The 26,336-nt window shown below is 67.9% G+C and carries 24 protein-coding genes and 1 riboswitch; of the genes, 9 read left to right on the top strand and 15 right to left on the bottom strand.

What is annotated here, in order from left to right:
* Positions 1-264 precede the first annotated feature (264 nt).
* The gene (locus tag AC07WJ_RS25440; RefSeq protein WP_494937466.1) at positions 265-1,170 is read right to left on the bottom strand and encodes a DUF6662 family protein; all 906 of its coding nucleotides are present in this window, start codon (positions 1,168-1,170) and stop codon (positions 265-267) included.
* A gap of 231 nt (positions 1,171-1,401) precedes the next feature.
* On the opposite strand from AC07WJ_RS25440, the gene AC07WJ_RS25435 reads away from it, so the two are divergent.
* Together AC07WJ_RS25435 and AC07WJ_RS25430 are read left to right on the top strand one after the other, a co-directional pair.
* Complete coding sequence (locus AC07WJ_RS25435; protein ID WP_494937465.1) at positions 1,402-3,018, top strand: inorganic phosphate transporter; 1,617 nt, start codon at positions 1,402-1,404, stop codon at positions 3,016-3,018.
* Positions 3,019-3,020: 2 nt separating this feature from the next.
* Positions 3,021-4,064: a transporter gene (locus tag AC07WJ_RS25430; RefSeq protein ID WP_494937464.1), complete on the top strand. Its 1,044-nt coding sequence runs from the start codon at positions 3,021-3,023 to the stop codon at positions 4,062-4,064.
* A 250-nt stretch (positions 4,065-4,314) separates the two neighbouring features.
* Here AC07WJ_RS25430 and AC07WJ_RS25425 read toward each other — a convergent pair whose 3' ends face one another.
* The gene (locus AC07WJ_RS25425; protein ID WP_494937547.1) at positions 4,315-5,499 is read right to left on the bottom strand and encodes a patatin-like phospholipase family protein; all 1,185 of its coding nucleotides are present in this window, start codon (positions 5,497-5,499) and stop codon (positions 4,315-4,317) included.
* Positions 5,500-5,686: 187 nt separating this feature from the next.
* Here AC07WJ_RS25425 and AC07WJ_RS25420 point away from each other — a divergent pair, with 187 nt between their 5' ends.
* Positions 5,687-6,469 (top strand): 3-hydroxybutyrate dehydrogenase, encoded by a 783-nt coding sequence (locus AC07WJ_RS25420; RefSeq protein WP_494937463.1) that lies wholly within the window; start codon positions 5,687-5,689, stop codon positions 6,467-6,469.
* 16 nt (positions 6,470-6,485) lie between these two features.
* Here the strand turns inward: AC07WJ_RS25420 and AC07WJ_RS25415 are convergent, their stop codons facing one another.
* From AC07WJ_RS25415 to AC07WJ_RS25400, 4 genes are read right to left on the bottom strand one after another with little or no spacing between them, the layout of a single operon-like run.
* Positions 6,486-8,213 (bottom strand): FAD-dependent oxidoreductase, encoded by a 1,728-nt coding sequence (locus AC07WJ_RS25415; RefSeq protein ID WP_494937462.1) that lies wholly within the window; start codon positions 8,211-8,213, stop codon positions 6,486-6,488.
* A 16-nt stretch (positions 8,214-8,229) separates the two neighbouring features.
* A complete protein-coding gene (locus AC07WJ_RS25410; RefSeq protein WP_494937461.1) occupies positions 8,230-9,423 on the bottom strand; it encodes an NADH:flavin oxidoreductase/NADH oxidase in 1,194 nt (397 codons plus the stop codon).
* Positions 9,413-10,090 carry an EthD domain-containing protein gene (locus AC07WJ_RS25405; protein ID WP_494937460.1) on the bottom strand — a complete coding sequence of 226 codons (678 nt, stop codon included), beginning with the start codon at positions 10,088-10,090 and terminating at the stop codon, positions 9,413-9,415. Before AC07WJ_RS25405 ends, AC07WJ_RS25410 begins: the two co-directional genes overlap by 11 nt.
* Positions 10,091-10,112: 22 nt before the next feature.
* Entirely contained in the window at positions 10,113-10,862 is a 750-nt protein-coding gene (locus AC07WJ_RS25400; RefSeq protein WP_494937459.1) for an SDR family NAD(P)-dependent oxidoreductase, read from the bottom strand.
* 347 nt (positions 10,863-11,209) lie between these two features.
* Here AC07WJ_RS25400 and AC07WJ_RS25395 point away from each other — a divergent pair, with 347 nt between their 5' ends.
* From AC07WJ_RS25395 to AC07WJ_RS25380, 4 genes are all read left to right on the top strand, one after another.
* Positions 11,210-12,439 (top strand): ABC transporter substrate-binding protein, encoded by a 1,230-nt coding sequence (locus tag AC07WJ_RS25395; RefSeq protein ID WP_494937458.1) that lies wholly within the window; start codon positions 11,210-11,212, stop codon positions 12,437-12,439.
* Positions 12,440-12,530: 91 nt separating this feature from the next.
* Complete coding sequence (locus tag AC07WJ_RS25390; protein ID WP_494937457.1) at positions 12,531-13,454, top strand: branched-chain amino acid ABC transporter permease; 924 nt, start codon at positions 12,531-12,533, stop codon at positions 13,452-13,454.
* 4 nt (positions 13,455-13,458) lie between these two features.
* Entirely contained in the window at positions 13,459-15,306 is a 1,848-nt protein-coding gene (locus AC07WJ_RS25385; protein ID WP_494937456.1) for a branched-chain amino acid ABC transporter ATP-binding protein/permease, read from the top strand.
* 5 nt (positions 15,307-15,311) lie between these two features.
* Entirely contained in the window at positions 15,312-16,025 is a 714-nt protein-coding gene (locus AC07WJ_RS25380; RefSeq protein WP_494937455.1) for an ABC transporter ATP-binding protein, read from the top strand.
* A gap of 274 nt (positions 16,026-16,299) precedes the next feature.
* Here AC07WJ_RS25380 and AC07WJ_RS25375 read toward each other — a convergent pair whose 3' ends face one another.
* The 5 genes from AC07WJ_RS25375 to AC07WJ_RS25355 all read right to left on the bottom strand — a co-directional run bounded on the left by AC07WJ_RS25375 (position 16,300) and on the right by AC07WJ_RS25355 (position 19,863).
* Entirely contained in the window at positions 16,300-17,199 is a 900-nt protein-coding gene (locus AC07WJ_RS25375; RefSeq protein ID WP_494937454.1) for an IclR family transcriptional regulator, read from the bottom strand.
* Positions 17,200-17,270: 71 nt separating this feature from the next.
* Positions 17,271-17,879, bottom strand: coding sequence for a thiamine phosphate synthase (locus AC07WJ_RS25370; RefSeq protein ID WP_494937453.1), 609 nt, complete (start codon positions 17,877-17,879; stop codon positions 17,271-17,273).
* On the bottom strand, positions 17,866-18,648 hold the full coding sequence (locus AC07WJ_RS25365; RefSeq protein ID WP_494937452.1) for a thiazole synthase: 783 nt from the start codon (positions 18,646-18,648) through the stop codon (positions 17,866-17,868). The genes AC07WJ_RS25370 and AC07WJ_RS25365 overlap by 14 nt, the downstream gene beginning before the upstream one ends.
* Positions 18,649-18,652: 4 nt before the next feature.
* Positions 18,653-18,850, bottom strand: a complete 198-nt coding sequence (thiS, locus tag AC07WJ_RS25360) for a sulfur carrier protein ThiS (protein WP_494937451.1) — start codon at positions 18,848-18,850, stop codon at positions 18,653-18,655.
* Positions 18,841-19,863 carry an FAD-dependent oxidoreductase gene (locus tag AC07WJ_RS25355; RefSeq protein ID WP_494937450.1) on the bottom strand — a complete coding sequence of 341 codons (1,023 nt, stop codon included), beginning with the start codon at positions 19,861-19,863 and terminating at the stop codon, positions 18,841-18,843. The genes thiS and AC07WJ_RS25355 overlap by 10 nt, the downstream gene beginning before the upstream one ends.
* A riboswitch (TPP riboswitch) is annotated at positions 19,852-19,977 on the bottom strand. Its footprint overlaps the gene before it by 12 nt.
* A gap of 127 nt (positions 19,978-20,104) precedes the next feature.
* On the opposite strand from AC07WJ_RS25355, the gene AC07WJ_RS25350 reads away from it, so the two are divergent.
* A complete protein-coding gene (locus tag AC07WJ_RS25350; RefSeq protein WP_494937449.1) occupies positions 20,105-21,451 on the top strand; it encodes a tetratricopeptide repeat protein in 1,347 nt (448 codons plus the stop codon).
* A 269-nt stretch (positions 21,452-21,720) separates the two neighbouring features.
* Here AC07WJ_RS25350 and AC07WJ_RS25345 read toward each other — a convergent pair whose 3' ends face one another.
* Entirely contained in the window at positions 21,721-23,019 is a 1,299-nt protein-coding gene (locus AC07WJ_RS25345) for an NAD(P)/FAD-dependent oxidoreductase (RefSeq protein ID WP_494937448.1), read from the bottom strand.
* 88 nt (positions 23,020-23,107) lie between these two features.
* On the opposite strand from AC07WJ_RS25345, the gene AC07WJ_RS25340 reads away from it, so the two are divergent.
* Positions 23,108-23,680: a histidine phosphatase family protein gene (locus AC07WJ_RS25340; RefSeq protein WP_494937447.1), complete on the top strand. Its 573-nt coding sequence runs from the start codon at positions 23,108-23,110 to the stop codon at positions 23,678-23,680.
* Positions 23,681-23,747: 67 nt separating this feature from the next.
* On the opposite strand, the gene AC07WJ_RS25335 is transcribed toward AC07WJ_RS25340, so the two are convergent.
* The 3 genes from AC07WJ_RS25335 to AC07WJ_RS25325 form a co-directional block, all read right to left on the bottom strand.
* Positions 23,748-24,200: a hypothetical protein gene (locus AC07WJ_RS25335; RefSeq protein WP_494937446.1), complete on the bottom strand. Its 453-nt coding sequence runs from the start codon at positions 24,198-24,200 to the stop codon at positions 23,748-23,750.
* 70 nt (positions 24,201-24,270) lie between these two features.
* Positions 24,271-24,681 (bottom strand): SDR family NAD(P)-dependent oxidoreductase, encoded by a 411-nt coding sequence (locus AC07WJ_RS25330; RefSeq protein ID WP_494937445.1) that lies wholly within the window; start codon positions 24,679-24,681, stop codon positions 24,271-24,273.
* Positions 24,682-24,727: 46 nt separating this feature from the next.
* Positions 24,728-25,981: a serine hydrolase domain-containing protein gene (locus tag AC07WJ_RS25325; protein ID WP_494937444.1), complete on the bottom strand. Its 1,254-nt coding sequence runs from the start codon at positions 25,979-25,981 to the stop codon at positions 24,728-24,730.
* Positions 25,982-26,336 lie beyond the last annotated feature (355 nt).

Here is a 26,336-nt window from a genome sequence, read left to right as displayed (position 1 = left end):
GGGACAACCCCGGCCAAGACGAGATTATTCTTGGAGCGAGGCGTGTGGGGATCGAACGGACCCGCGCCCGTTCGGGAAGCTTCTGACGCCAACGCATCGTCCTGCCGGGCTTGGCCCGGGCATCCACGAATTCTCTGCACTTAAATTTGCCGATCAAAATCATCGAGCGGCGGATTTCGAGTTGAAGCGCACGGCAATAGCGACGGCCGCCGCGAAGGGCGACTAACCTCCGTGCGGGATTTTTCCGCCTTGAGCGGTCACACCCTAGAACTCATACCCCAACCGCAGCCGGACCTGGTGGCGCTCGAAGCCGATCAGGTCCATGTCGCGCGGGTTGCCGGCCTCGTGACCGGATATCTGCGCCTGCCAGCTGAGCGACGCCCACCAGTTGCGGCCGAACTCGGCATAGACGGTGGGGCCGAGATAGAGCGCCTGGCCCTGGAAGCGGCCGATGCCGAAGCCGTCATGGCGGCGGAGATAGCGAAACTCGGCGCCGACATGCAGCGTATTGGTCACCCGGGTCGCCAGCCCGAGGCCAAAACCGAGGCGGGTGCCGCGATCCCAGCCGGGAATGCCGTCGACATGGGCCTGGTTGAGCTCGTAGGTCAGGTTCAGCGTGCCGAACAGGCTGTTGGCGATGAGCTCGCGGTCGATCGCCAGGTTCACCGCCAGGCCATAGGCGATGCCGCCGCGCACCGCCTCGTCGGCGAAACGCAATTGCGGCGTGAGCTGCAAGGTGAGACCGAACGGATTGGTGCGCCGGTCGACGAGGCGCAGGCGCAGATCGCCGCCGACCCCGCCGATGACGGCGCGCGCGCCATCAGGCAGGCCCGGCACGACATGCATGGCGGCCAGGGTGAATTGCGGGCCGATGGTCACCTGGACATGGTCGGTGAGCGCATAGGCCAGGCTCAGCTGGGTATCGGCGGAGGCGAAGTTGCGGCCGCGCCGGCCGAAAATGCCGACCGAGTCCAGCTCGACCGAGAGCGTGCCGGCCTTGTCCATGTCCGAATTGTTGAGAAAGCCATATTCGACGCTCGACGGCTCCGGGGCATGCAGCACCGCGCCTTGCGCCAGAACCTGACCGGCCGACAAGGCCCAGGCCAATCCCGCGGCACCGGCAGCGATCGCCCGTCCGGCCGAGCAGAAAGCGTTCAACAGGCGCGACATGCTGCAATCCGTGCCGGGACGAAGCGCGGCGGCGGACGGACGTCCCAGTCCACCGCCGACGCTCGAACGCGCGGATCTAAACGAGGCTCGATGCCAGCCATGTGACGGAGCGACAGCCGCCGCTTCCGCAACGGCGCGCAGGCACAATCCAATAAATTCTCAACAAATCGGTCATCCAGGCGTCACAGGCCGGAGGGAGTGTCACGCCGAAATTGTTGAGGAGTGGCAACGATGACTGATGCAACACTACACGGCTCGCTGGAGCCGGCCCTGACCAAGGGCCCCAAACTGGACCACGCGTCCAATCCGCTCACCGCCATCATGTTCTTCGGCATCCTGGCGGCCGGCTTGCTCTACGTCGCCTATAGCCTCTATGTCGACGTCGACGCCTCCGGCGCCCGGATCACCACCTTCCTGCCCTATCTCCTGCTGTTCGTGGCGCTGCTGATCGCGCTCGGCTTCGAATTCGTCAACGGCTTCCACGACACCGCCAATGCGGTGGCGACCGTCATCTATACCCACTCGCTGCCGGCCAATGTCGCGGTGGTCTGGTCCGGCTTCTTCAACTTTCTCGGCGTGCTGGTGTCGAGCGGCGCGGTGGCCTTCGGCATCATCTCGCTGCTGCCGGTCGAACTGATCCTGCAGGTCGGTTCGGGCGCCGGTTTCGCCATGGTCTTCGCGCTTTTGATCGCCGCGATCATCTGGAACCTCGGCACCTGGTATCTCGGCCTGCCGGCGTCCAGCTCGCACACCCTGATCGGCTCGATCATCGGCGTCGGCATCGCCAATTCGCTGATGTCGGGCGGCGACGGCACCGCCGGCGTCGACTGGACCAAGGCCACCGAAATCGGCTGGTCGCTGCTGCTCTCGCCGCTGTTCGGCTTCTGCGCCGCGGCGCTGGTGCTGATCTCGCTGAAGGTGCTGGTGCGCAACCCCGCCCTCTATGACGAGCCGAAGGGCAACCAGCCGCCGCCCCTGTGGATCCGCTCCATCCTGATCGCCACCTGCACCGGCGTCAGCTTCGCCCACGGCTCGAATGACGGCCAGAAGGGCATGGGCCTGATCATGCTGATCCTGATCGGCACCGTGCCGATGGCCTATGCGCTCAACCGCGCCATGCCGGATTCCGAGATCGCCTCGTTCCAGCAGAACTCGCAGGCCGCCAAGGCGGTGGTCGAGAGCAAGTCGCCGCCCTCGATGATCGTCGCCGATCCGCGCCAGGCCGTGACCATCTACGTGTCGCAGCGCAAGATCACCGAAGCGACCTACCCGGCCTTGTCGGCACTGATCTCCGACATCTCGGGCCAGGTGGCCCGCTACGGTTCGCTGGCCAAGGTGCCGGCGGACGCGGTCGGCAATACCCGCAACGACATGTATCTCGCCTCCGAAGCCCTGCGTTTCCTGATGAAGGATAAGGCCAACGACCTCTCGGCGGCGGAAGTGACCGCGGTCAACGCCTATAAGAAGTCGCTCGACAACGCGACCAAGTTCATCCCGCTCTGGGTCAAGATCGCGGTCGCGGTGGCGCTCGGTCTCGGCACCATGGTCGGCTGGAAGCGCATCGTGGTCACCGTCGGTGAAAAGATCGGCAAGACCCACCTGACCTATGCCCAGGGTGCCTCGGCCGAGCTGGTGGCCGCCGGCACGATCGCCGCCGCCGACATTTACGGCCTGCCGGTGTCGACCACCCATGTGCTGTCATCGGGCGTCGCCGGCACCATGGCGGCGAACGGCTCGGGCTTGCAGATGGCGACGGTGCGCAACCTGCTGATGGCCTGGGTGCTGACCTTGCCGGTGGCGATCATGCTGTCGGCCAGCCTCTACGTGTTCTTCCGTCAGGTGTTCTGACCGTGACCGCCGCAATCGAAACCTCCGCGTCGACGCCCCAGGCGCCGACGCGGGGGCAGGCCGACGGGCCCGGGACGATCATCCCGGGCCTCGTCTGGGCCTTTCGCATCCATGCCGACGGCACGGCGGAGGAACTTCCCGTCGACGCCCCGCCGGAGGACCGCCACGATGGCTGGCTCTGGCTCCATTTCAATCTCGGCGACCAGCGCGCCGCCCATTGGCTCGACACCGCCTCGGGCCTGCCGGAACCGGCACTGGCGCTGATGCGCGGCACCGACCGGCACCAGCAATTGCACGCCGTCGAGGGCTGCATCTACGGCGTGATCGCCGACCTCGTGCGCGACCTGAACCAGGTCACCCACCAGATCGGTCATTTGCGGTTCGCCATGAGCGAGCGGCGGATGATCACCGCGCGGCACGAGACGCTGCACGCCACCGAACTCGCCCGCCAGAAACTGCGCCAGGGCCATCGCCTGAAGAATGTCGCGGCTCTGCTCGACACGGTCATCGATCACGTCGCCGATGCCATCGATACGCTGGTCGACGATATCGGCAGCCAGCTCGACGCCATCGAGGATCGCGTGCTGACGCGGCGGAGCAGCGACGAACGCGCCGAGCTCGGGCGGCTCCGGCGCACCGCGGTCCGGCTGCACCGCCAGTTGCTCGGCCTGCGCAGCCTGTTTCACCGGCTCGACCGCGACGGGGTGGCCGCCCTGCCCCAGGCGCTGCACCTGCAGCATGCCCAGCTGGTGCAACGCCTCGACGGCCTCGACCACGAGGTGGTGGCGATGCGCGAGCGCGCGCGGCTGCTGCAGGACGAGGTCAGCACCAAGCTGGTGGCCGAGACCAACCGCAATCTCGACACGCTGACCATTCTCGGCGCCCTGTTCCTGCCGCCGACCCTGATCTCCGGTATTTTCGGCATGAACACCAAGGACCTGCCGCTCGCCGAGACCAATCACGGCTCGCTCTGGGCGCTGGGCCTGATGGCGCTGTCCTCGGCGGCGGTCTACGCCCTGTTCCGCTGGATCTCGCGCCGGCGGTGAGCGGTGGGAGGTGGTGCGTAGCACGATGGCAAGGTGGTGCTTCGAAGAGCCTCTCGGCAGGGTTTGGATTCACACTGCGCGACAGGAGCGTCGGACGTCACCCCCTTCCCTCGCCTCCGCAGAAGCAAGGGCTTCTGCTCTGGCTCGCCGGGAGTGACGTAGAGAATCTTGGCAACCGGCCGCCTGCTTCGGCGCTGCCACGTTCACGCCCCGCATGTATGCGACCCCGGCAGCCTCCTCGATCTCCCCCTCACCCCTCCTGCTCGCGATGCACGTCGTGCACCACGATGCCGGCGCCTTCGGTCGGCAGGCTCAGCCATTCCTGGCGCTTCAGCGTGCGGCGGGTGTCCTCGTAGCCGCTCTGCCAGTGCTCGCGCATCGAGGTGCCGGAGAACTCGTAATCCTTGGCGTGGCCCTCATAGGCCTTCTGCTGATAGATCAGCTGAAGGATGGTGATCTCGGGGAGATCGCCGAGCTCGGCTTTCAGCTTGCGCTCCTCGGCGCTGAGATCGGCCGCCGGCACCTTGTCGAGCGCCTGCAGCAAATGCGTCTTCAGCTTGTGCATGCGCCGGAACAGGTCGGTCGTATAGCGCGTGCGCGACGAGTACATGATGTCCTTGTGGCGGGCCAGCACGTCCTGGATGTCACGCGGCAGCGCGCCGCGCGAGCTGAACAGGTCGACCTGGAAGACCAGCGAGTTCAGGCCGTCCTCCTGGTCGAGCAGGTGCTGCAGCGGCGTATTGGAGACGATGCCGCCGTCCCAGAAATGGTCGGTGCCGATCTTCACCATGGGCAGGGCCGGCGGCAGGGCGCCGCTGGCCATGATGTGCTCGGGCTCGATCGCCTCATGGGCATTGTCGAAGTAGATGAAATTGCCGCTCAGCACGTTCACCGCGCCAACCGAGAAGCGCATGGCCTGATCGTTGATCAGCGAGAAGTCGACCAGTTCCTTCAGCGTCTCCTTCAAGGGCGCGCTGTCGTAATAGCTGGTCGCGCCCTGCGAGCCGGAAAAGCTCATCCACGGGCTCTGCTGGCGCGGCGCGAAGAAGCCCGGCTGGCCATAGGCCATGGTGATCATCGAGCTCATGCTGTTGCGCGCCTGGCGGAACACGTCGCCGTCGGGCGTAAACGCCCAGATCTTGCGTTCCGTGATGGTCTCCCAGAACTGCCTGAGACGGTCGAGCCGGCGGGCCGGCGAATTGCCGGCGATGATCGCCGCATTGATCGCGCCGATCGACACGCCTGACACCCAGTCCGGCTCGATGCCGGCCTCGTGCAGCGCCTGGTAGACGCCGGCCTGGTAGGCGCCGAGCGCGCCGCCGCCCTGCAGCACCAGCGCGACCCGGTCGCAGCGCTCCGGGCGCAGGCTGCGCGCTGCCGGCCGGGCGCCGCCGCGCGGCCGGTCGGCGGCCGGGGTCTTGGTCACCGGCGGCATCGCATCGGGGTTTTTCGCGTCCATGGCCGTCTCCTTCACGCAATCAGACGCACGATGCCGACCGGTTCTGACAGGCGAATGACGCAAAGCGAGGAAAGATGTTGCACTGCGTCACAAAGCTGTAGCGATCGCCCGACACAAAGATCGCCGATGTGACGGCTCAGGCACCGGCTTTGGAGTTTCTGCGATGCTTTCGGGAAAGACCGCGATCGTGACCGGCTCGACCAGCGGGATCGGGCTGGGGATCGCCAAGGCGCTCGCCAAGGCCGGCGCCAATATCGTCATCAACGGTTTCGGCGACGCCGCGGCGATCGAGGCCGAGCGCACGAGCCTCGCGACGGACAACAATGTCGGGGTCGTCTATAGCGGCGCCGACATGTCGAAGGCCGAAGACATCGCCGACATGGTCGCGCTCGCGACCCGCGAATTCGGCGGCGTCGACATTCTCGTCAACAATGCCGGCATCCAGCATGTCGCGCCGATCGAGGATTTCCCGATCGACAAGTGGAACGCCATCATCGCCATCAACCTGTCGAGCGCCTTCCATACGACACGGCTGGTGGTGCCGGGGATGAAGGCGAAGGGCTGGGGCCGGATCATCAATGTCGCCTCGGCCCATGCCCTGGTCGCTTCGCCCTTCAAATCGGCCTATGTCGCCGCCAAGCACGGCATTGCCGGCCTGACCAAGACCGTGGCACTCGAGGTCGCCGAGCACGGCATCACCGCCAATGCCATTTGCCCCGGCTATGTCATGACGCCGCTGGTCGAGAAGCAGATCCCGGAACAGGCCGCCGCGCGCGGCATTTCCGAGGAGGCCGTGGTGCGCGACGTGCTGCTCGCCGCGCAATCGACCAAGCGTTTCGTCGAGGTCTCGGAACTGGCGGCGCTCGCCACCTTCCTGTGCTCGGCCGAGGCCGGCTCGATCACCGGCGCGATCATGCCGGTCGACGGCGGCTGGACCGCCCACTGACGGTCCGGCGGCCCGATCAGGCCGCCGCGCCCGTGCTGCCCGCCTCGCCGGCCCGGCCGGCGAGATGTCTGGCGGCGATGTAACCGAAGGTCAGCGCCGGCCCGAGCGTGATGCCGCCGCCCGGGTAATTGCCGCCCATGATGCTCGCCATGTCGTTGCCGCTGGCATAGAGGCCCGGGATCGGCTGGCCATGGTCGTCGAGCACCCGGGCATGGCCGTCGGCGCGCAGGCCGGCAAAGGTGCCGAGATCGCCGACCACCACCTCGACCGCGTAGAACGGCGACTCGACGATCGGCGCGAGACAGGGGTTGGGCTTGACGTCGATATCGCCGTTGAAGCGGTTATAGGCGGTCGACCCCTTGCCGAAGGCGCGGTCTTCGCCCAAGCCCATGTCCCGGTTCCAGGCCGCCACCGTCGCTTCCAGGTTGACCGGATCGATGCCGGCCGCCTTGGCGAGCTCGGCCAGCGTCCGGCCGGTCTTCAGGTAGCCGGAGCGGAGCTGCGGCCCGACCGGCACCGGGAACGGCTTGACGAAACCGAGGCCGTAACGCTTCAGGAACGGCCGGTCGACGACCAGGAAGGCACGCGCGGGCTGGTCCTTCTCACCGGCCGCGAACAGCGCCTGGCAGAAGTCATGGTAGGAATTGGCCTCGTTGACGAAACGCCGGCCATTGGGCAGCACGGCGATCAGGCCCGGCTTGGCGCGGTCGATGAAGTGGGGAAACACACCCCAGGTGCCGTCGCGCCGAGGCACGCGCGATACCGGCACCCAGGCGGCGGCATTGGGATAGCCCTGCTCGACCACCGCGCCGGCCGCTTCGCCGAGCCTGAGGCCGTCGCCGGTATTGCTCGACGGCGCCGGCGAATAATGGCCGTCATTGGCCCGGTCATGCGGGAACATGCGGCGGCGGCGCTCCATGTCCTGCGGGAAGCCGCCGGCGGCCAGCACCACGCCCCGGCGGGTCCTGACCAGGATCTCCCCTTCGGGCTTGCGCACCAGGGCACCGACGACGGCGCTGCCTTCGTGTTCCAGCCGGGTCACCGGCGCGTCGGTCCAAACCTCGACGCCGAGATCGAGAGCGCTCGCGAACAGCCGCGCCGCCAGCGCATTGCCATTGGTCAACAGCATGCCGCGGCCGTTGAGCGCGAGGTCGCGCGCATGGGAGGTCAGCCGGCCCGCGACATAGGCGGCCGAACGGACGGATCGCGTCACGTTGAAAAAATGCTTCAACTCCGGCCCGGAACCGATCATCAGGCCTACGAAAGTCAGTTCCGGCAGCGGCGGCCGCAGGCGCTTCAGCTCCTGGCCCAGCTCCTGGCCGCGGAAATCGCGCGCCTTGATCGAGCGGCCGCCGGGCAAGCCGCCGGGTTCGGTCGGGTGGTAGTCGGAAAAGGCCGAGGCCGGTTCGAACTGCACCTTGGTCCTGGTCTCGAAGAAGTCGATGGCCTCGGGGCCGCTGGCGAGAAAGGCATCGACGCATTCGGCGTTGAAATGGTTGCCGGCCTCGTGGCGCAAATATGTACGCGCCGCCTCCACCGTGTCCTCGATGCCGTCGCGGCGCGACACCGGATTGTTCGGCACCCACATGAAGCCCCCGGAGAGCGCCGTGGTGCCGCCGACATGGCTCGCCTTTTCGGTGACCACCACCTTCAGGCCGCGCGCCGCGGCGGCCACCGCCGCCGCCAGCCCGCCGGCCCCCGACCCCACCACCAGCACGTCGCAGTCGATCGTCTTCACAGGCATGGTTCCGGCCATCACTTCAGGTCTCATGTCGTTGGCGCAGCGCCGTGCGCCGCTCGTCGAGCACCGCGCCCATGTGCTGCTCGCGCTTGTCGAGCCAGGCGCCATGGCGCACCGGCCAATCCGCATAGTCGGGTCTCAGCCCCAGCTGTTCGCGCGCCCGGCGCGGCCAATAGGGGTCGTTCAAGGCCTCGCGGCCAATGGCGACGAGATCGGCCGCGCCGGCCTGAAGCAGCGCCTCGGCCTGGGGGGCGTCGACGATCATGCCGACGGCCTGGGTGACGACCCCGGCCTCGCGGCGGATCCGGTCGGCGAAACCAACCTGGAAGCCGAGGCCGCGTGGCACGGCGATGCGCCGCGTCTCCTCGGTCAGGCCGCCGGAGGAAACGTCGATGACATCGACGCCCCGGCGCTTCAGTTCGCCGGCGAAGACGATGGAATCGTCGATGTCCCAGCCGCCCTCGGCGCCGTCGACCGCCGAGATCCGGCAGAACAGCGGCCGGTCGGCGGGCCATTCCGCGCGGACCCGCCCGGCGATCTCGAGGCCGAGGCGCATGCGCCCTGCGCGGTCGCCGCCGTAACCGTCGCCGCGCCGGTTGGAGACCGGGGAGAGGAAGCTCGCGACCAGATAGCCATGGCCGAAATGCAGTTCGATCGCGTCGAAGCCGGCGGCCGCGGCGCGCTTGGCCGCGGCGGCAAACTGGCCGATGGCGCCCGCTATGTCGGCCTCGTCCATTTCGATCGGCGCGCTCCATTCCGGCCCGGCGGCGAGCCCGCTCGGTCCAAAGCGCCTGAGCCCGCCGGGTGCGACCGCGAGTTCGTCGTCGGTGAAGGCGGCGCCGCCGTCCCACAAGGCGTGGCTGCCGGCCTTGCGGCCGGCATGGGCCAGTTGCACGCCGATCAGGCCGCCCTGGGCATGGACGAAGTCGACCACGCGTTTCAGCGGTGCGACCTGGGCGTCGGACCAAAGGCCGAGGTCGCGAATGCCGATGCGCGCCTCGGCCGCCACCGCCGTGCTTTCAGTCAGGATCAGGCCGGCACCGCCCAGCGCGAACTTGCCGAGATGAACGAGATGCCAGTCGGAGGCTTCGCCATTGTCGGCGGCATGCTGGCACATGGGTGAAATGACGATGCGGTTGGCCAGCGTCCGGCCGCGCAACGTCATCGGCCGGAGCAGCAGCGGCGTCTCACCCGTCCCGCGCTCAGACGACACTGTGCACCTCGACCAGGAAGGCGGTGATCTCGGCAATGAAGCTCAGCGCATGGCGCTGCGATCGTTCGGCGGCGGGCGAGCGGAAGGCCGCGGTCAGGTCGGCCTCATTGCGGAACCACATCTCGACGATGCCGTCGGCCGGCACCGCCTCGTAAGGGGCGTTCGCCCCCGGCACCGCCTCGCGGTCGGTGACCAGCGTCTGCCGATAACCGGCAAGGCCGGGAAAGGCGCGGACCAGCGGCGCGTGCACCCTGCCCCATTCGTCGGCGAACCGTTCCGGGCTCATGCCGTCGAGACGACGCAGGATCGACATGCGCTTGATCAGCGGCCCGGCGTCTTCGGCGACCGGCACCACCACCTGCTGCCGGCCGACAATGACCCTGGTATGGCTGAGGAAATGGGTGGAATCCTCAACAATCGGCCGATAGGCGTCGGACGCGATGGCCCGGCGCATGGTGTCGGCATCGTCGAACCAGAGCTCGGAGATGCCGTCGATCGCCCAGGCGCCACGCGCATGGTCGATGGCGAGCTGGCGGCGGTCGACAATGTGGTTCTGCTGATAGGCCCTCAGGCCCGGCAGGTGTGCGGCGAGCGGCCCGTGGACCTCCCGCCAGTGCCGGCGAAACTGGTCTTCCGAAAGGTCGGAGCGGCGGGTCAGCAGTCCCATGCGCACGATCATGACCAGGCCCTCAGAGTGCCAGATAGCCGCCGTCGACGACCAGCGTCGTGCCGGTGACGTAACTCGACATGGCGGAAGCGAGAAACACCACCGGGCCGACCAGTTCCTCGGGCTCGCCGTAGCGGCCCATCGGGATGCGGGCGAGGAAGCGCTCGGAGCGTTCGGGATTGAGGCGCGTGGCCTCGGTCATGGCGGTGGCGATGGTGCCCGGCGCGACGGCGTTGACGCGCACCCCGTCGCGCGCCAGCTCATGCGCCATGCTCTGGGTCAGGGCCTTCACGCCCGCCTTGGAGACCGGATAGCTCACCGAGGTGGCGGTCGAGACGAAGGAGGCGATCGAGGCGATGTTGACGATCGTGCCCTTGGTCGCCTTGAGCTGATCGAGAAAGGCCAGCGACACGTTGAGCGTGCCGCGCAGGTTGATATCCATCGCCTGGTCCCAGAGCCGCTGCAGATCCGGGCTGTCGAGCCCGTGGCGCGGGCAGATGCCGGCATTGTTCACCACAATCGACACCGGCCCGAGGCGCGCGCCGATCGCGGCGGCCAGCGCCCGCCCAGCCGCGGCATCGGCGACGTCAAGCCCATGTCCTTCCGCCTTGCCGCCGGCCTGGCGGATTTCGCCCGCGGTCCGCTCGGCGGTTTCGGCGGAAATATCGGTGGCGACGACGACCGCGCCCTCCTTCGCCAGGCCCTTGGCGATGGCCGCGCCATTGCCCTGGCCGGCACCGGTGACGATTGCGATGCGCCCTGCCAACAGCATGTGCGCGGCCCTCCCTGGTCGATGTTTTTGATGGCGGAGCCCGCGTGGCCGCGACCGTCCGGTTTCGCCGGCTGCCCATGGCCACGAAATTATTCATAGAGCGAGCGCATTCGCAAGAGACGAATCTTTCACAGGACCGATTTGTCGGTTGCGTAGCGTTTCGCCCATTGCTAACAAAGTCGGATCCGACCCATCGTCACGACAAGAAGCCGGCGGCCGGACCAGGGAGAGAAGATCCGGAACGACCGCGCGGGCGGTCGCCGGCCTGCCGATTTTCCTGTCCGAACCGACTGGCTCCAAGCGACGCGCGCGGAGCGAAACAAGCCGGAAACGCGGCAGGAGGAAGCATGACCCATTCCCGGAACCCGAGCCGCCGCGATATTGGCCGCGGCGCATTGGCGGCGTTGATCGCCGCCCCCGCCTTGTCGCTCTCGGGACGCGCCGCGTTCGCCGCCGACGACATCAAGATCGGCTTCAACGGCGATCTCTCGGCCTCGCCCTCGGCGCAGTCGGGCCGTGCCGCCGTGGTCGGCATCCAGGCGGCGATGGAAGACATCCAGAAGCAGGGGGGCGTGCTCGGCCGCAATTTCGCGCTGACCATCCGGGACGACCTGTCGCAACCGCCGAAATCGATCCAGAACATGAGCGATCTGATCGACAACGAGAAGGTCGTGGCGGTGTTCGGACCGACCAATTCCGGCAATGCGCTGGCCTGGCGGCATATCCCGAACCAGAAGCGCATCCCGGTCATGGGCTGCATCGGTTCGGCGACCGACATCACCAAGCCGATGAGCGCCGGCGCCGACAATTACATGTTCCGCGTCGGCAGCGTCGACCGGACCCAGGTCGTCGCGCTGATGGGCTACGCCAAGAAGAGCCCCAACGCCAAACGTATCGGCTTCCTGACCGAGACCACCGGCTACGGCCAGGGCGGCCTGAAGGACCTGCAGGAGGTGGCGCAGGCCCAGGGCATGAATGTGGTGGCGAACGAGAAGTTCAACGTCGCCGATACCGACATGACCTCGCAGCTCGCCAAGCTGAAGGCGGCCGGCGTCGACACCGCGCTGGTCTGGGCGCAGGGCACGCCGATCGGCCAGCTGATGCGCAGCATGGACAAGATCGGCTATTTCCCGGTGACCCTCACCAGCTGGGCCGCCGACAATCTGAGCTTCATCAATGCCTCCGGCCCGGCGCTCGCCGAAAAGCCGATCTTCCTGCGCACCGTCTCGGAAGACCGTTCGGCCCGCCAGCAGGCGCTGTTCGATCGGATCCGCCCGAAGCTCGATGCCGACTCGGCCTTCTCCTTCGCCGTGCACGGCTATGACTGCGCCTTGCTGCTCGCCAAGGCGATCCAGCAGGCCGGCGGCACCGAGGGGCCGAAGGTGCGCGCCGCGCTGGAAGACCTCAAGGGCACCATCGAGGGCTACGCCAAGACCTATACGCGGCCGTTCACCACGACCGATCACGATGCGCTGGGAGCTGCCGACCAGCGCTGGACCTGCTGGCGCGGGGCGAAGCTCGCCGCCTATCGCGACCCGATCATCGACAGCCTGAAGCAGGACGACTTCAAGGGCTGAGCCACGCCTCTCCGGCCTGCCGCGCTTCCGGGCGGCAGGCCGCCTCCGGTTTTCCGGCGCCGTCGGGCGCCTTTCCGACCAAGGATCTCTGGTGCTCGCGACCTTCCTCCAGGCCCTGGTCAGCGGCCTCGCCATCGGCGGCATCTATGCGCTGATCGCGCTCGGCTTCAGCATCACCTTCACCACCACCAAGACGCTGAACTTCGCCCAGGGCGAATTCATCGGGGTCGGCGCCTTCCTGGGCGTCACCGTGCTCTACGTGCTGAGCTCCGGCAGCCTCGCCGGCCACGGCCTGCCGCCGGGCGCTTCCGCCGGCATCAATTTCCCGGTCGCGGCCATCGCCGTCGGCGCGGTCATGGGCGTGCTCGGCATCCTCCTGTTCATCACCGCGGTGCAGCCCTTTGCCGGCAAGCCCGGCATGTCCTGGATCATGAGCACGATCGGCTTCGGCACGATCCTGCAGAGCTTCGGGCTGGCCATATGGGGCCCCGCCCCGGTCAGCGTGCCCTCGCCCTTCGGCGACGACGTCATGCGTTTCGGCGGTGTCGGCGTCAGGCCCCAGGAGATCCTGGTGCTGGTGGTCGCCATCGTGCTGATGGTCGGGCTCGACATCCTGATGCGCCGCACCCGCCTCGGCAAAGCCATGCGGGCGGTGGCCCATAGTCCTTCGGTCGCGGCTCTCATGGGCATCAACGTCACCGCCATCATGCTCGGCGCCTTCGCGCTGTCGAGCCTGCTCGCCGGTGTCGGCGGCCTGCTGGTCGCGCCGATCTCGTCGGCCTCGCTGTTTCTCGGCCTCGGCATCGCGCTGAAGGCCTTTTCCGGCGCGATCCTCGGCGGCCTCGACAATCCCCGCGGCTGCATCTTCGGCGGCTTCATGCTCGGCCTGCTGGAAGCCGGCGTCGCGCTGTGGCAGGCGCAATGGCGCGAGATCGTCATCTTCCTGCTGATCATCCTGGTGCTGGCGATTTTCCCGAACGGCCTGTTCGGCTCGCGCTCGCTGGACAAGGTCTGACCGGATGCGCCACGTCCTCGTCGCCTCGGCCATCGCGCTCGCCGCCAGCCTCCTGGTGTTCCTCACCGCCAACGACTTCTACCTGCGCATCCTGTTTTCGGTCTGCGTCTACTTCCTCTGCGCCACCGGCATGAATGTGCTGCTCGGCTTCGCCGGCCAGAAATCGCTCGGCCAGGCCGGCCTGTTCGCCGCCGGCGCCTATGCGGCCGCCATGCTGACCACCAGCTTCGATATGAACCCCTGGGCGGCGCTGGCGCTCGCCACCGTCGTCTCGGCCTTTTTCGGCGTGCTGATCGCCGCCCCGTCGCTGCGCGTGCGTGGCCCGAGCCTCGCCATGGTGACGCTCGCCTTCGGCGTCGTGGTCGAGAAACTGGTGACGGAAGCCTCCGACCTGTTCGGCGGCGCCATGGGCATCTATGCGATCAAGCCGCTGACGCTCGCCGGCGAGCCCTTCACCATGGCGCAATGGGTGTGGTTCGCCATTGGCCTCAGCCTCGTCGTGCATCTGCTGCTGCGCAACGTGCTGATCGGCCGGCTCGGCCGGGCGCTGCTGTCGATCCAGGCCGACGAGGTCGCCGCCAGCGCCATGGGCGTGCCCGTATTGCGCACCAAGGTGCTCGCCTTCGTCATCGCGGCCACCACTTGCGGCCTCGCCGGCGCGCTGGTGGCGCAGCAGAACCAGTATATCAATTCCGACTTCATCACCTTCAACCTGTCGATCTTCATCCTGCTGACCGTGCTGTTCGGCGGCGCCGGCTCGCTGGTCGGGCCGCTGCTCGGCGCGCTGACCCTGACCTTGCTCTCCGCCTTCCTGGCGCGCTGGTCGTGGATCGAGCATTTCGCCAATGGCGCGCTGCTGCTGTTCGCGCTCTATGTCATGCCGCAGGGCCTGGCCGGCGTGTTTTCCGGCCTGTCGCGGCGGCTGTTCGGCAAGCAGCCCGCGGGCGCTGCCGCGCTGGCCCCGGCCGATGCCGCCGGCACCGCCTTGCCGGTGCGCGCGACGCAGGGCGGCCGGCCCGATACGCCGCTGCTGGTCGCTTCGGGCCTGTCGAAATCCTATGGCGGCGTGAAGCCGGCACGCGACGTCAGCGCCGTGCTGACGCCTGGTCATATCCACGCCCTGATCGGACCGAACGGCGCGGGCAAGAGCACCTTCATCAACATGGTCTCGGGCATCATCCGCGCCGATCAGGGCCGGATCGAATTCCGCGGCGACGATATCGGCCGGCAATCGACCCACGCCATCTGCCGGCGCGGCGTCGCCCGCACCTTCCAGAACCTGCGCCTGTTCCGCGAGCTGACGGTCACGGACAATGTGCTGATCGGGCAGCACGGCCGCATGCGCAACGGCTTCCTCGCCTCGCTGTTCGGCCTGCCGTCGTCGCTGCGCGAGGAAAGCCGGGCACGCGAAAGGACCCGGCGCATCCTGGCCTTCCTGGACCTGACCGGCGTCGCCGACCTGCCGGCGGGCAGCCTCGCCTATGGCCTGCAGCGGCGTGTCGAGCTGGCCCGGGCGCTGGCCACCGAACCCGAGGTGCTGCTGCTCGACGAACCGGCCGCCGGCCTCAACCCGCAGGAGACCGAGGAGCTCGGCCGCCTGCTCATGCGCATCCGCGATCAGGGCATCACCATCCTGCTGGTCGAGCATCACATGGACCTGGTCATGGCCATTTCGGACCATGTCATCGTGCTCGACTATGGCGAGAAGATCGCCGAGGGGCCGCCCGCCGCCGTGCAGCGCGACCCGCGCGTCATCGCCGCCTATCTCGGCGTCGACGAAACCGAGGAGACCTGCGAGCCGGCCGGCGCGCCGGCCTTCGGGCTGGCGGGCGACGGGGCGAACAACCGATGAGCGCCATGCTGACACTTGACGCCGTCTCGCTGTTCTACGGGCCGATCCAGGCGGTCTCGGACGCGACGATCGAGGTCGGCGAAGGTCAGGTCGTCGCCATTGTCGGCGCCAATGGCGCGGGCAAGAGCACGCTGCTGAAGGCCATTGCCGGGCTCGCCTTGCCGAAATCCGGCCAGATCCGCTTCCGCGGCGAGGACATCACCCAGCTTGCCGCCCATAAGCGGGTGAAAGCCGGCATCGCCATGTCACCCGAGGGGCGCCAGGTCTTTCCGGACCAGAGCGTGCGCGACAATCTCGAGCTCGGCGCCTATTCGCGCAAACTGTCCGCCGCCGAACTGAACCGTGCCATCGACGCCCAGTTCGACATGTTCCCAAGGCTCGCCGAACGGCGCGACCAGCCGGCCGTGACGCTATCAGGCGGCGAGCAGCAAATGCTGGCCATTGCCCGCGCGCTGATGGGCGAACCGAAATTGCTCCTGATGGACGAACCCTCGCTCGGCCTCGCGCCGCTGATCATCAAGGAGATCTTCGCCACCATCCGCCGCCTGCGCGCCACCGGCATGACCATCCTGCTGGTCGAGCAAATGGCCAATCTGGCTCTTGCCGTAGCCGACCATGCCTATGTGCTGGAGACAGGGCGGATCGTGCTGTCGGGCACGGGGCGCGAGATGCTGCAGAACGCGAGGGTGCGGGCGGCCTATTTGGGTGGGGGGCATTGAGGGAGGCGGGCGCTGCGCCAAACTGCAGGACGGCGGCCGGAGAACACACGACGTCATCCCCGGCCGAGCAAAGCGAGGGGAAGGGGATCCAGGGGTTGCAGGTCGCTCCGCTCAACACTGCGAAATCTCTTGGATATATGCGCTGAAGGCGCGGCCTAGCGGCTCCTGGACCCCCTTCCCTCGCTTCGCTCGCCGGGGGTGACGTAGAGGTTCAGGCGCGTGTGCCGTCAAAGCAGGCTGACAGCTGGCCCGCATCCTCGCCAGCCCCCGCCCGCTAACCCGGCCGCGACCGGCGCGGCGTCCGGGTGAACGGTACCGCCCGCTCGGCGAATTCGCTGCGGATACGGCCGAAGCCGAAGGGCAGGACCGGGGCCGAGGGATCATCGGTCGCCTCGGCGGCGCGGAAACCCAGATTGGCCGACAGGGTCTCGGCGAAATTCAACACGAAAAGCGCCTGCTCGCTGTCGCCCTTGACGATCAGGTCGGAGGCCGGCCCGATCAGCGTCACCGCGAACTGCACCTGGCCGCTATGGTCGAGCACCGGCGCGCTGACGGCGTTGATGCCGGGCACCGGAATGCCCTCGGTGACGGCGAAGCCGCGCCGGCGGATCTCGGCGAAATCGGCGGCCATCTTGTCCTTGGCGGGCCGGGCCGCGCCCGGCCGGCCAGCGCCGCGCTCCTTGTCGATCAGGGGCCGCGTCAGGTCTTCCGGCAGGAAGGCGGCGAACAGCCGGCCGGTGGCCGTGCCGGTGACCGTATAGACCGCGCCGACGCGCAAATTGACGTGCACCGGCTGAACCGATTCCTCGACCTCGATGATGGTCGGCCCATGGGTGCCCCAGACCGAGATGGTGACCATCAACCCGGTCTCGGCGGCCAGTGCGACCGCCGCCTGGCCCGCCATGCGCAACGGCACGTATTCGCGCATGCGGGTCAGCCCCAGCTGCAGCGCGAAGGGGCCGAGCAGGTAGCGGCCGCTGAGCGGATCCTGCTCGACCAGGCCGATCTTGCGGAAGCTGACGAGATAGGCGTGGGCCTGCGCCGAGGTGACCTTGGCCATGGCCGCGAGGTCGCGCAGCATGGCCGGCTTGCCGAGCGCGACCATGGCGGCGAGCAGGCGCCCGCCAACCTCGATCGACTGGACGCCCCTGCCCTCTGGAAGCCGCTTGATCATGACGGAATCCATACGAGGAAGCGCGCCGCGACACCAGTCCCATCAACGGCTTGGACCGGTGCCGGCGGCACTCAGGCGGTGCGGCCCGCCAGCGCCAGCCAATCGCGCACGCGCTGGTCCGGATCGGCATGGGCGGTGACGTCGCTGACCACGGCGATGACGTCGGCGCCGCTGGCATAGACCGCCGGGGCACGCTCGAGCGTGATGCCGCCAATGGCGACCAGCGGCGTCGCGCCGATGCGCTTCTTCCAGGTGCGGATGCGATCGAGCCCCTGCGGCCCGAAGCGCATGACCTTCAGTGTCGTCTCGTAGATCGGCCCGAGCGCGACATAGTCGGGCACGTGGTCGAGCGCGGCATCCAGTTCGTCGTCGTCATGGGTCGACAGGCCGAGCGTCAGGCCGGCCCGCCGGATCGCCGGCACATCGGCCTCGGCGAGATCCTCCTGGCCGAGATGGACATGTTCGGCGCCGGCGTCGATCGCCGCCTGCCACCAGTCGTTGACCACCAGTTTGGTCGCCGTGCCGCTGGTCACCAGCAGCGCCTCGCGCACCAGCGCGGTCGCCTCGTCGCGCGTCAGGTTCTTCGCCCTCAGCTGGACAGTGCCGACGCCCAGCGCGGTGAGCCGCTTCAGCCAGGCGATGCTGTCGATGACGGGGTAGAAGCGATCAGGATAGGTCATGCCAAAACGGTGTCCCGACAACCGGGGTGGACGGAGAAGCGAAGTCGCGCGGCGCCATCAGCCCGGCGACATGGGCCGTATAGCCGGCCTCGACACCACTGCGAAAGGCCCTTGCCATGGCGACAGGATCGGCGGCCTTGGCGATCGCCGTATTGAGCAAAACCGCGTCGAAGCCGATTTCCAGCGCCTCCGCCGCATGCGACGGCGCGCCGAGACCGGCATCGACCACCAGGGTCAGGTCCGGCAACCGGTGGCGCATCAGTTCCAGCGCCTTGCGGTTGGTGATGCCGCGGGCGCTGCCGATGGGCGAAGCCCAGGGCATGATGACCCGGCAGCCGGCATCGGCGAGCCGCAGCGCCACGCTCAGGTCCTCGGTGCAATAGGGAAAGACCTCGAAGCCGTCCTTGATCAGGATGGTCGCAGCCTCGACCAGGCCGACGACGTCGGGCTGCAAGGTGTCGTCATCGGCGATCACCTCGAGCTTGATCCAGGATGTCTCGAACAGTTCGCGGGCGAGTTTCGCCGTGGTCACCGCGTCGCGCACGCTGCGGCAGCCGGCGGTGTTGGGCAGCACCGCGACGCCGAGCTCCTGGATCAGCGCCCAAAAGCCCTGCCCCGTGCCGCCGCCGGCGGTCTCGCGGCGCACCGAGACCGTGACGATCTCGGAACCGGCCGCCCGCACCGCCTCCTGCATGATGGCGGGTGACGGATAAAGCGCCGTGCCGATGAGCAGGCGCGAGGAGAAGCTGCGGCCGTAGAAATCGACCATGGCCTCAGCCGCCCTGCCGCGGCGTGATGATCTCGATGGCGTCGCCGTCGTTGAGCGCGGCCTTCGCCCAGGCGGCGCGCGGCACCACCTCGTGATTGACGGCAATGGCGAGATGGCGGTGCTGGTAGTCCAGCTCCTCCAGCAGGGCCGGCAAGCTGGTCGCCGCCGTTTCAGTTCGTTCGCCGTTGACGATCAGGACCATGACATCACCTCTCTGTCGATCAGGTCGCGTTGCAGACCTTGGTGCAGCTGCGCGAGCGTCAGTTCCGCGAGCGCCGGTGCGATGAGAAATCCGTGGCGGTAGAGCCCGTTGACGGTGATCCGCTCCCCGTCGATGGCAATCCGCGGATGGTTGTCGGGAAAAGCCGGCCGAAGCGCCGCGCCGAGCTCGACGATGCGCGCCTCGGCAAAGGCCGGATGCAGCGCATAGGCTGCGGTCATCAGCTCCATGGCCGAACGCAGGCTGACCCCCTCGCCCTCGCTTTCGATCGAGGTTGCACCGATCAGAAAGCGGTTGTCCAAGCGCGGCACGACATAGAGCGGCCAGCGCGGATGCAACAGCCGGATCGGCTGGGTCAATGTGATCTCCGATGTCTCGACCAGCACCGTCTCGCCCTTGACGCCGCGCAGGCCCGGCGCCCGGTCACGGCCGGCGAGCCCGCGGCAATCGATCACCAGCCCGGCCAGCTCGTCGGGATCGCGCGCGGCATCAAAGACGATGCGCCCGCCAGCCTCGGCGATCAGCCGGCGCAGCAGCGGCATGACCAGCCGTGGCTCGACATGGCCCTCGCCGAGGAAATGCAACGCCTCGCGGAAACGCCCCTCGAGCGCCGGCTCGAGGCCGGCAATGGCCGCCGCATCCAGGCGGACATGGCCATCCGTCATCCGGGCGAAGCGCTCGAAATCCGAGCGGTCGCGGGCATGGGCGACCACCAGCGAGCCCTTGAAGGCGAGGTCGGGCAGCGCCTCGCGCCAGAGCGCGAGCGAGCGGATGCCGAGCCGCGTGACCACATCGTCGGCACCTTCGCGCTCGCACCAGGGCGCCAGCATGCCGCCGGCCCAATGGCTGGTCGCCTGGCTCATGGCGTCGTCGCCACGCTCGAACACCGTCACCGCATGGCCGGCCCGCGCGAAGGCCAGCGCTTGCCACAGGCCGGCGATCCCGGCTCCGATGATGCTGATCGGCGCATTGCGCCCTGACGCGTCCTGACGCATCCCTGTCCCTCCGCCGGCATGATCCGGATCAGGTTCAAGGGTCGCCACGGTGCCGGCATCCAAACCGGCGTTGCAGCCTCTCAGCCCCGTCGCGGGGCTCCCCTCAGAGTTTCATGGAATCTGGGCCCCTCGCCCCGCCGCGTCAACCCCCGTCGGCGACGGTGGACAATCCCGCTCCGATGGCGTGAGCTTGGGGCCGAGCCGCCGATGCCCGAGACGGCCGCAGCAAGGAGCCGTGGCCATGCCCAGGGATTGTCGTGGACTGACCGTGACCTGCGCATCGCAAGCGGCGGCGGAGGCCTTCGACCATGCGGTGGCCGGCTATCTGACCTATCGCCTGGACACCGCCGCCCGGCTGAAGGCCTGCCTGGAGCTCGACCCGGACTTCTGTCTCGCCCATGTCCTGCGCGGCTACCTGACGCTCGCCGCCTTCAACCTCGCCGTGGTTCCGGTGGCGCGCGAGGCGCTGGGCCAGGCGAAGCGGACCGCGGCGACCACGACGACCCGCGAGCAGGCCCATGTCGCGGCGCTGGAGGCCTGGGTCGACGGCCGGCTCGATGAATTGCTGGCGCGCTGGGAGGCGATCGTCGCCGACGATCCGACCGATGTCGTCGCTTTCCGGCTGCATCATTTCAACGCCTTCTGGCTCGGCCGGGCCGAGCAGATGCTGAGCACCGTCGAAACCACCTTGCCGCAATGGGAGCTGGGACTGGCCGGACGCGGCGCCGTGCTCGCCTGCCGGGCCTTCGCCAATGAGGAATGCGGCAACTACACGGTCGCCGAGAATTCCGGGCGCGAGGCGATCGCGCTCGATCCCGGCGACATCTGGGCCACCCATGCCGTTGCCCATGTCCTGGAAATGCAGGGGCGGCGCAGCGAAGGCATCCTGATGCTGCGCGAGCTGGAACCGCACTGGCAGGGCGGCAACAATCTCAAGCATCACCTCTGGTGGCATCGTGGCCTCTATCATCTCGAACGCGAGGAGTTCGGCGAAGTCCTGGATCTCTACGACCAGGGCTTTCGCAATCTCGCCTCGCCGATCGTCGCGATGCAGCCCGACCTCTATATCGACGTGCAGAACGCCGCTTCCATGCTGTTCCGGCTGGAACTGCAGGGCGTCGATGTCGGCGACCGCTGGATCGAGCTGGCCGACAAGGCCGAAGGCCGGATCGGCGACTGCCTGAACACCTTCACCTTGCCGCATTGGATGATGGCGCTGGTTCGCACCGGGCGCTTCCAGGCCGCCGACGCCTTCCTGGCCGGGCTCAAGGCCGCGGCGGCGGGCTCGGACACGGTCGCCGGCCTCGTCCGGCTCTATGCAATGCCGATTTCGGCGGCGGTGCTCGCCCATGGCCGCGGCCGTCACCAGGAGGCGGTCGAGCTGATGCGGCCGGCGCTCGGCGGCATGTACCGGCTCGGCGGCAGCCACGCGCAGCAGGACGTGCTGGAGCAATTGTTCACCGACGCGGCGGTGAAGGCGGGTTCCATCGGCGATGTCCGGCTGATGATGGAGCGGATCGCGGGGCGCTACCCGCTGCCGCCGGAAAAGCGCATCGGCTATCGCCACGCGGCCGCGCTGACGGCGTGAGGGAGCGGCGGGTTGGTAGACTGCCGAGTGACGATGATGAGCGCCAAACGCGCCCCTTGTATGAAGAGCAAGACTGAAGTCGTGGATGGCCGGGGCAAGCCCGGCCAAGACGAAAAGTGCCTTCGAGGGCGCGCGTTGGATCGACGATCACATGACGTATCGTGCCCCCGGCCGGCGTGAGGCCCACGTCGTCTTGCCCGGGCTTGTCCCGGGCATCCACGACTTCTCGGCACCGAACTCAACCGGCCATGATTGCCGTGCCGCTGGGGCTAGCCGGCGTCCGGCTTGCTCGGCGGCGGCCCGTCGCCCGCCCAGCTCACCCCCGACGTGATCAGGCGGGCGCTGCGGCCGAAGCTGAGATAGGACCAGACCCAGTCGAGCATGACCGAAAGCCGGTTGTGAAAATCGATCAGGAAGAAGATGTGCACCATGCCCCAGAACCACCAGGCCAGGGTGCCCTTGAGCTGCAGCCGGCCGAGATCGGCGACCGCTTCGCCGCGGCCGATGGTCGCGAGATTGCCGCGGTCGACATAGTGGAACGGCCCGGAATGGGCGCGGCCGGCAAGCCGCGCGGCGATGACCGCGGCGACGTAGGCGCCTTGCTGCTTGGCCGCCGGCGCGATGCCCGGCACCTGCCGGCCGTCCTTGCCGGCGACGTGGGCGGCATCGCCGACCACGAAAATCTCGGGATAGCCATGGACGGACAGGTCATCCTCGACTTCGACGCGGCCCGCGCGGTCGAGCTTGATGTCGCCGCCGAGCCATGAACCGACGGGCGAGGCCCGCACGCCCGCGGCCCAGATGATCGTGCGGCAGGCGATTGCGTCGGCGCCGACTTCGACACGGTCGGCAAAGCAGCCGGTGACCGCGAGGTTCAGGCGCACGTCGACGCCCAGGCGCTCCAGGCCGGCCTTGGCCGCTTCCGACAGTTTCGCCGGCATGGCGGGCAGCACCCGCGGCCCGGCCTCGACCAGGATGATGCGCGCCAGCTTCGGATCGATATTGCGGAAATCCGCGGCCAGGGTATGGCGCGCCAGTTCGGCGATGGAGCCGGCCATCTCGACGCCGGTCGGACCCGCGCCGATCACCACGAAGGTCAGGAAGGCCTCGCGCTGAACCGGATCCGCGGCGAGCTCGGCGTGTTCGAAGGCCTCCAGGATGCGCCGCCGGATCGCGGTCGCATCCTCCAGCGTCTTCAGGCCGGGGGCATGCTCGCTCCATTCGTCATGGCCGAAATAGGCATGGGTCGCGCCGGTCGCCAGGATGAGAAAATCATAGGGTATGGCGCCGGCGCTGCGGCCATGGACCTGCTTGCGCGCCCGATCGACCCGCACGACCTCGTCGAGCAGGACGGTGGCATTGGCCTGGCGCCGCAGGATCGAGCGGATCGGCTGGGCGATCTGGCCCGGCGACAGGCCGGCGGTCGCCACCTGGTAGAGCAAGGGCTGGAACAGGTGATGGTTGCGCCGGTCGACCAGGACCACGTCGACCGGTGCCCTGGCGAGCGCCTTGGCCGCCGTCAGGCCACCGAAGCCTCCCCCGACAATTACCACGCGTGGCCGGCTCATGACATCTCACCTCTCGACAGGTCCTCACCTCACCCTCATATGGGCTGCGGCGGCAAGCGCGTCATCGCCCCGGTCCCCGGAGATCTGCGTGAGTTCAGGCTTTTTCATCACTCACCCGGAAGTGGTCATCGATCCCGCCGTGCCGGTTCCGCGCTGGCACCTGTCGGACCAGGGGATCCGGCGCATGCGGACCTTCGCCGGCTCAACGCAGACGCGCGGCCTGACGGCGGTCTGGGCGAGCAACGAGACCAAGGCGATCGAGGCGGCGGGAATTCTCGCCGGACGCGCCGGATTGCCCGTCGGCGTGCACCCGGGGCTGCACGAAAACGACCGGAGCGCCACCGGTTTCCTGCCGCCGGCGGAGTTCCAGAGCGTGGCCGACCGCTTCTTCGCGAGCCCTGAGGACAGCGTGCGCGGCTGGGAGCGCGCGGTCGATGCCCAGGCCAGGGTCGTGGCCGCCGTCGATGATATTCTCGCGCGCCATCCCGGCGGCGACCTCGCCTTCGTCGCCCATGGCGGCGTCGGCACCCTGCTGCTGTGCCACAGGCTCGGCGTGCCGATCAGCCGGGCTCTCGATCAGCCCTTCGAGGGGCATTATTGGGGCTTCGACATTGCCACGCGGCGGGTTCAACATGCGTGGCGGCCGATCGCACCGCGCTGACGGCGGGGCACGACGCTTTTCGTCGCGGGATAAAGGGCATGAACTCCCGGCCAAGAGCCCGGTATGCCTAGTCCTCGCTCTCGTCCCGACGCGGCGCCAACCCGGCCAGACGCTCGCGCTCACGACGGGTTGCGGCCTCGTTGGCCCAGAACTGCGCCATTTTTTGCCGCTCGGCCGCGTCGCGCGCCATGTTGGTCTGCATCAGGCAATTGGCGTAGCCGTCGCTGCCACGGGCAAATCCGTAGCCGGCGCAAGCCGAGTTGTCCTGGGCACGCTGCTGTTCCGGCGAAACACAGGCGGCGAGACCAAGACAGACGAAGACGCCCAGCGCCGACACATGAGACAATTTCAAAATTGCACCTCCCGAGACCTCCCGCACCGCGGGAGGCCGATATTGATTGGGCGCAACCAGTGACACGGCGCTCGGGCATGTCTCAATCGCTATTAATCGCTTTTTTTGGATTTTGGGGCGTCCGGATCTCGCGCGCTGCTCCCGGTTGCCGGACAGTCGGATGCGCATCAAACTGCTGTTGCAACTCCGCCAGCGCCTTCCGCCCTTGAGAGAGCCCGGTCTCATCTTGAAAGCGGGTTCATCGCGGCAAAAATGTCCTCGTAGCGACCGTCCCGCTCAGCCCGGCGTCGGGCGCGGTCGCGCTCGACCAGCACCTCGCCTCCAGGATGGTTTGCCGCCTCCAGCAGTTGCATGACCTCCGCGACATAGGCGGCACAACCGGCATGGCCCGTGGATCGGACGCTTGCCGATCGCCGGTCAGTTCCGTCCGCACATAAGGCGGCGCCAGTTCGAGCACGGCGACGGGAACGTTGCGAAGCTGGTGACGCAGCGACTGCAACCAGGAATGCAGGAAGGCCTTGCTGGCGCAATAGGTCGGGAAGTCGGCGCGTGGAATGAAAGCCAGGTTCGAGCTGGTCGCCATGATTGTCGCGCCCGGCCGGGTTTTCAGCAGGGGCAGGAACGCCGCCGTCACGCGCAGGACGCCCATGATGTCTCGATGATCGACCGGGCTACGGAAACGTCCCAGCCACGCCCTACCCCATCAGCGCCTTGGCGACCGCCATGAAGGCCGGCAGCGTCACCGGGTCGTTGGCGACATTGCCGGCCTGCGGGTGCGAGCCGTAGCGCACGATCACCATTTCGGCCTTCGGGTCGACATAGATCGACTGGCCGTGAATGCCGCGCGCCATGATGACGCCATGCTCGTTATGGCTGACCCACCACATGTTCCGGTAGGACCAGCCGGGCAAGGTCGCATAGCCCGCCGGCTTGAATTGCGCGGGATCGCCGCCGCGCGCGATATCCGCGATCGCCGCGGCCTGAACGATCTGCCGGCCGTTGAAGGCGCCCCCGTTGCGCAAACATTCGCCGAAACGGGCGAGGTCGCGCAGCGTCGTGTTGAGCCCGCCGCCGCCCGATTCCGTGCCTATGCTGTCGACGCTGAAAAAGGCGTCCTCCTCGGCGCCGAGCTGCGACCAGATCCGGCTCGACAGGAGATCGCTCAGCGACTGGCCGCTGGCGCGCCTGACAATCCAGGCCAGCACGTCGGTATTGACGGTCTTGTAGGCGAAGACCTTGCCATGCTCGCCCTGCTTCTGCTGGCCAACCAGGAAATCGTAGAGGGTGGTGGCGCCCCGGTAATCCGGATCGCGCGCGGCCATGCCATTGGCCCGGCGAAGGCCCCAGACGTCGGAATTGGCGTCGGTATAGACCTCGGTGTAACGCAGCCCCGTGGTCATATCCATGACCTGGCGGACCGTGGCATCACCGAAGGCGCTGGCGGCGAGCTCGGGCACATAAAGCGTCACGGGTGCCGCGGGATCGATCGCGCCGTCGGCGACCAGCATGCCCGCGAGCACGCCGACGAAGGACTTGGTCACCGACATGGCGAGATGTTGCTTGTGCGGTTTCAGCGCACCGAAATAGCGCTCGTAGACGATGCGCCCCCGGTGCAGCACGCAAATGCCGTCGGCATAGGTTTCCGCCAGCGCCTGGTCGAAGGTCATGGGGCGGCCGTCCATGGTGGTCGAGCCGAGCTTGCCGAGATCCTGCTCGTCGCGCGGCAGCGCGCAGACCGGGCCGTCGCCGCGCCAGACATTGGAGGTCGGCACCAGCTGGCGGATATTGCTCCAGGCCCAGCGGAATTCCGGAAAGCTGCGGAACGAGCCGTCGGCGAAGGCAACCGTCCGCTCGGCCGGCGGCGGAAAGCCCCGCATCATGCCGAGCGCCTGGGGATCGCTTTCGGCTGCGCTCGGTGTCGCGGAGGCTTTCGGCGCGGGCGTCGTCATCGGCATGAACTCCAGGGCGGGAATGCGAAGCGGGGCTCGCGGCGTGATTGTCCGGCGGATCCGGCGCTTGCGCAACGTCCGGGCCGGCGGCCCATCCATGCGCTGAGGCCACGACCCAATACCGCTCAGGTATTATCAGTTCAGTCTAAGCATTGCAGCTCGGTCAGCCGTCCTTCGAGGCTCGCAAGAGCTCGCGCCTCAGGATGAGGTTGGTAGTGAACGGCAGTAACGTTGCTTATGGAGCGTCGAGCGTGTCGCACATTCGCCACCGCCGCTCTTGCAATTCTCCACGACCCTCATCCTGAGGTGCGAGCTCTTGCGAGCCTCGAAGGACGGCCAACCGAATTGCAATACT

Source organism: Phreatobacter sp. GW821-FHT04C01, from assembly GCF_059420385.1.
This window is presented reverse-complemented; position numbering and strand designations above follow the sequence as displayed.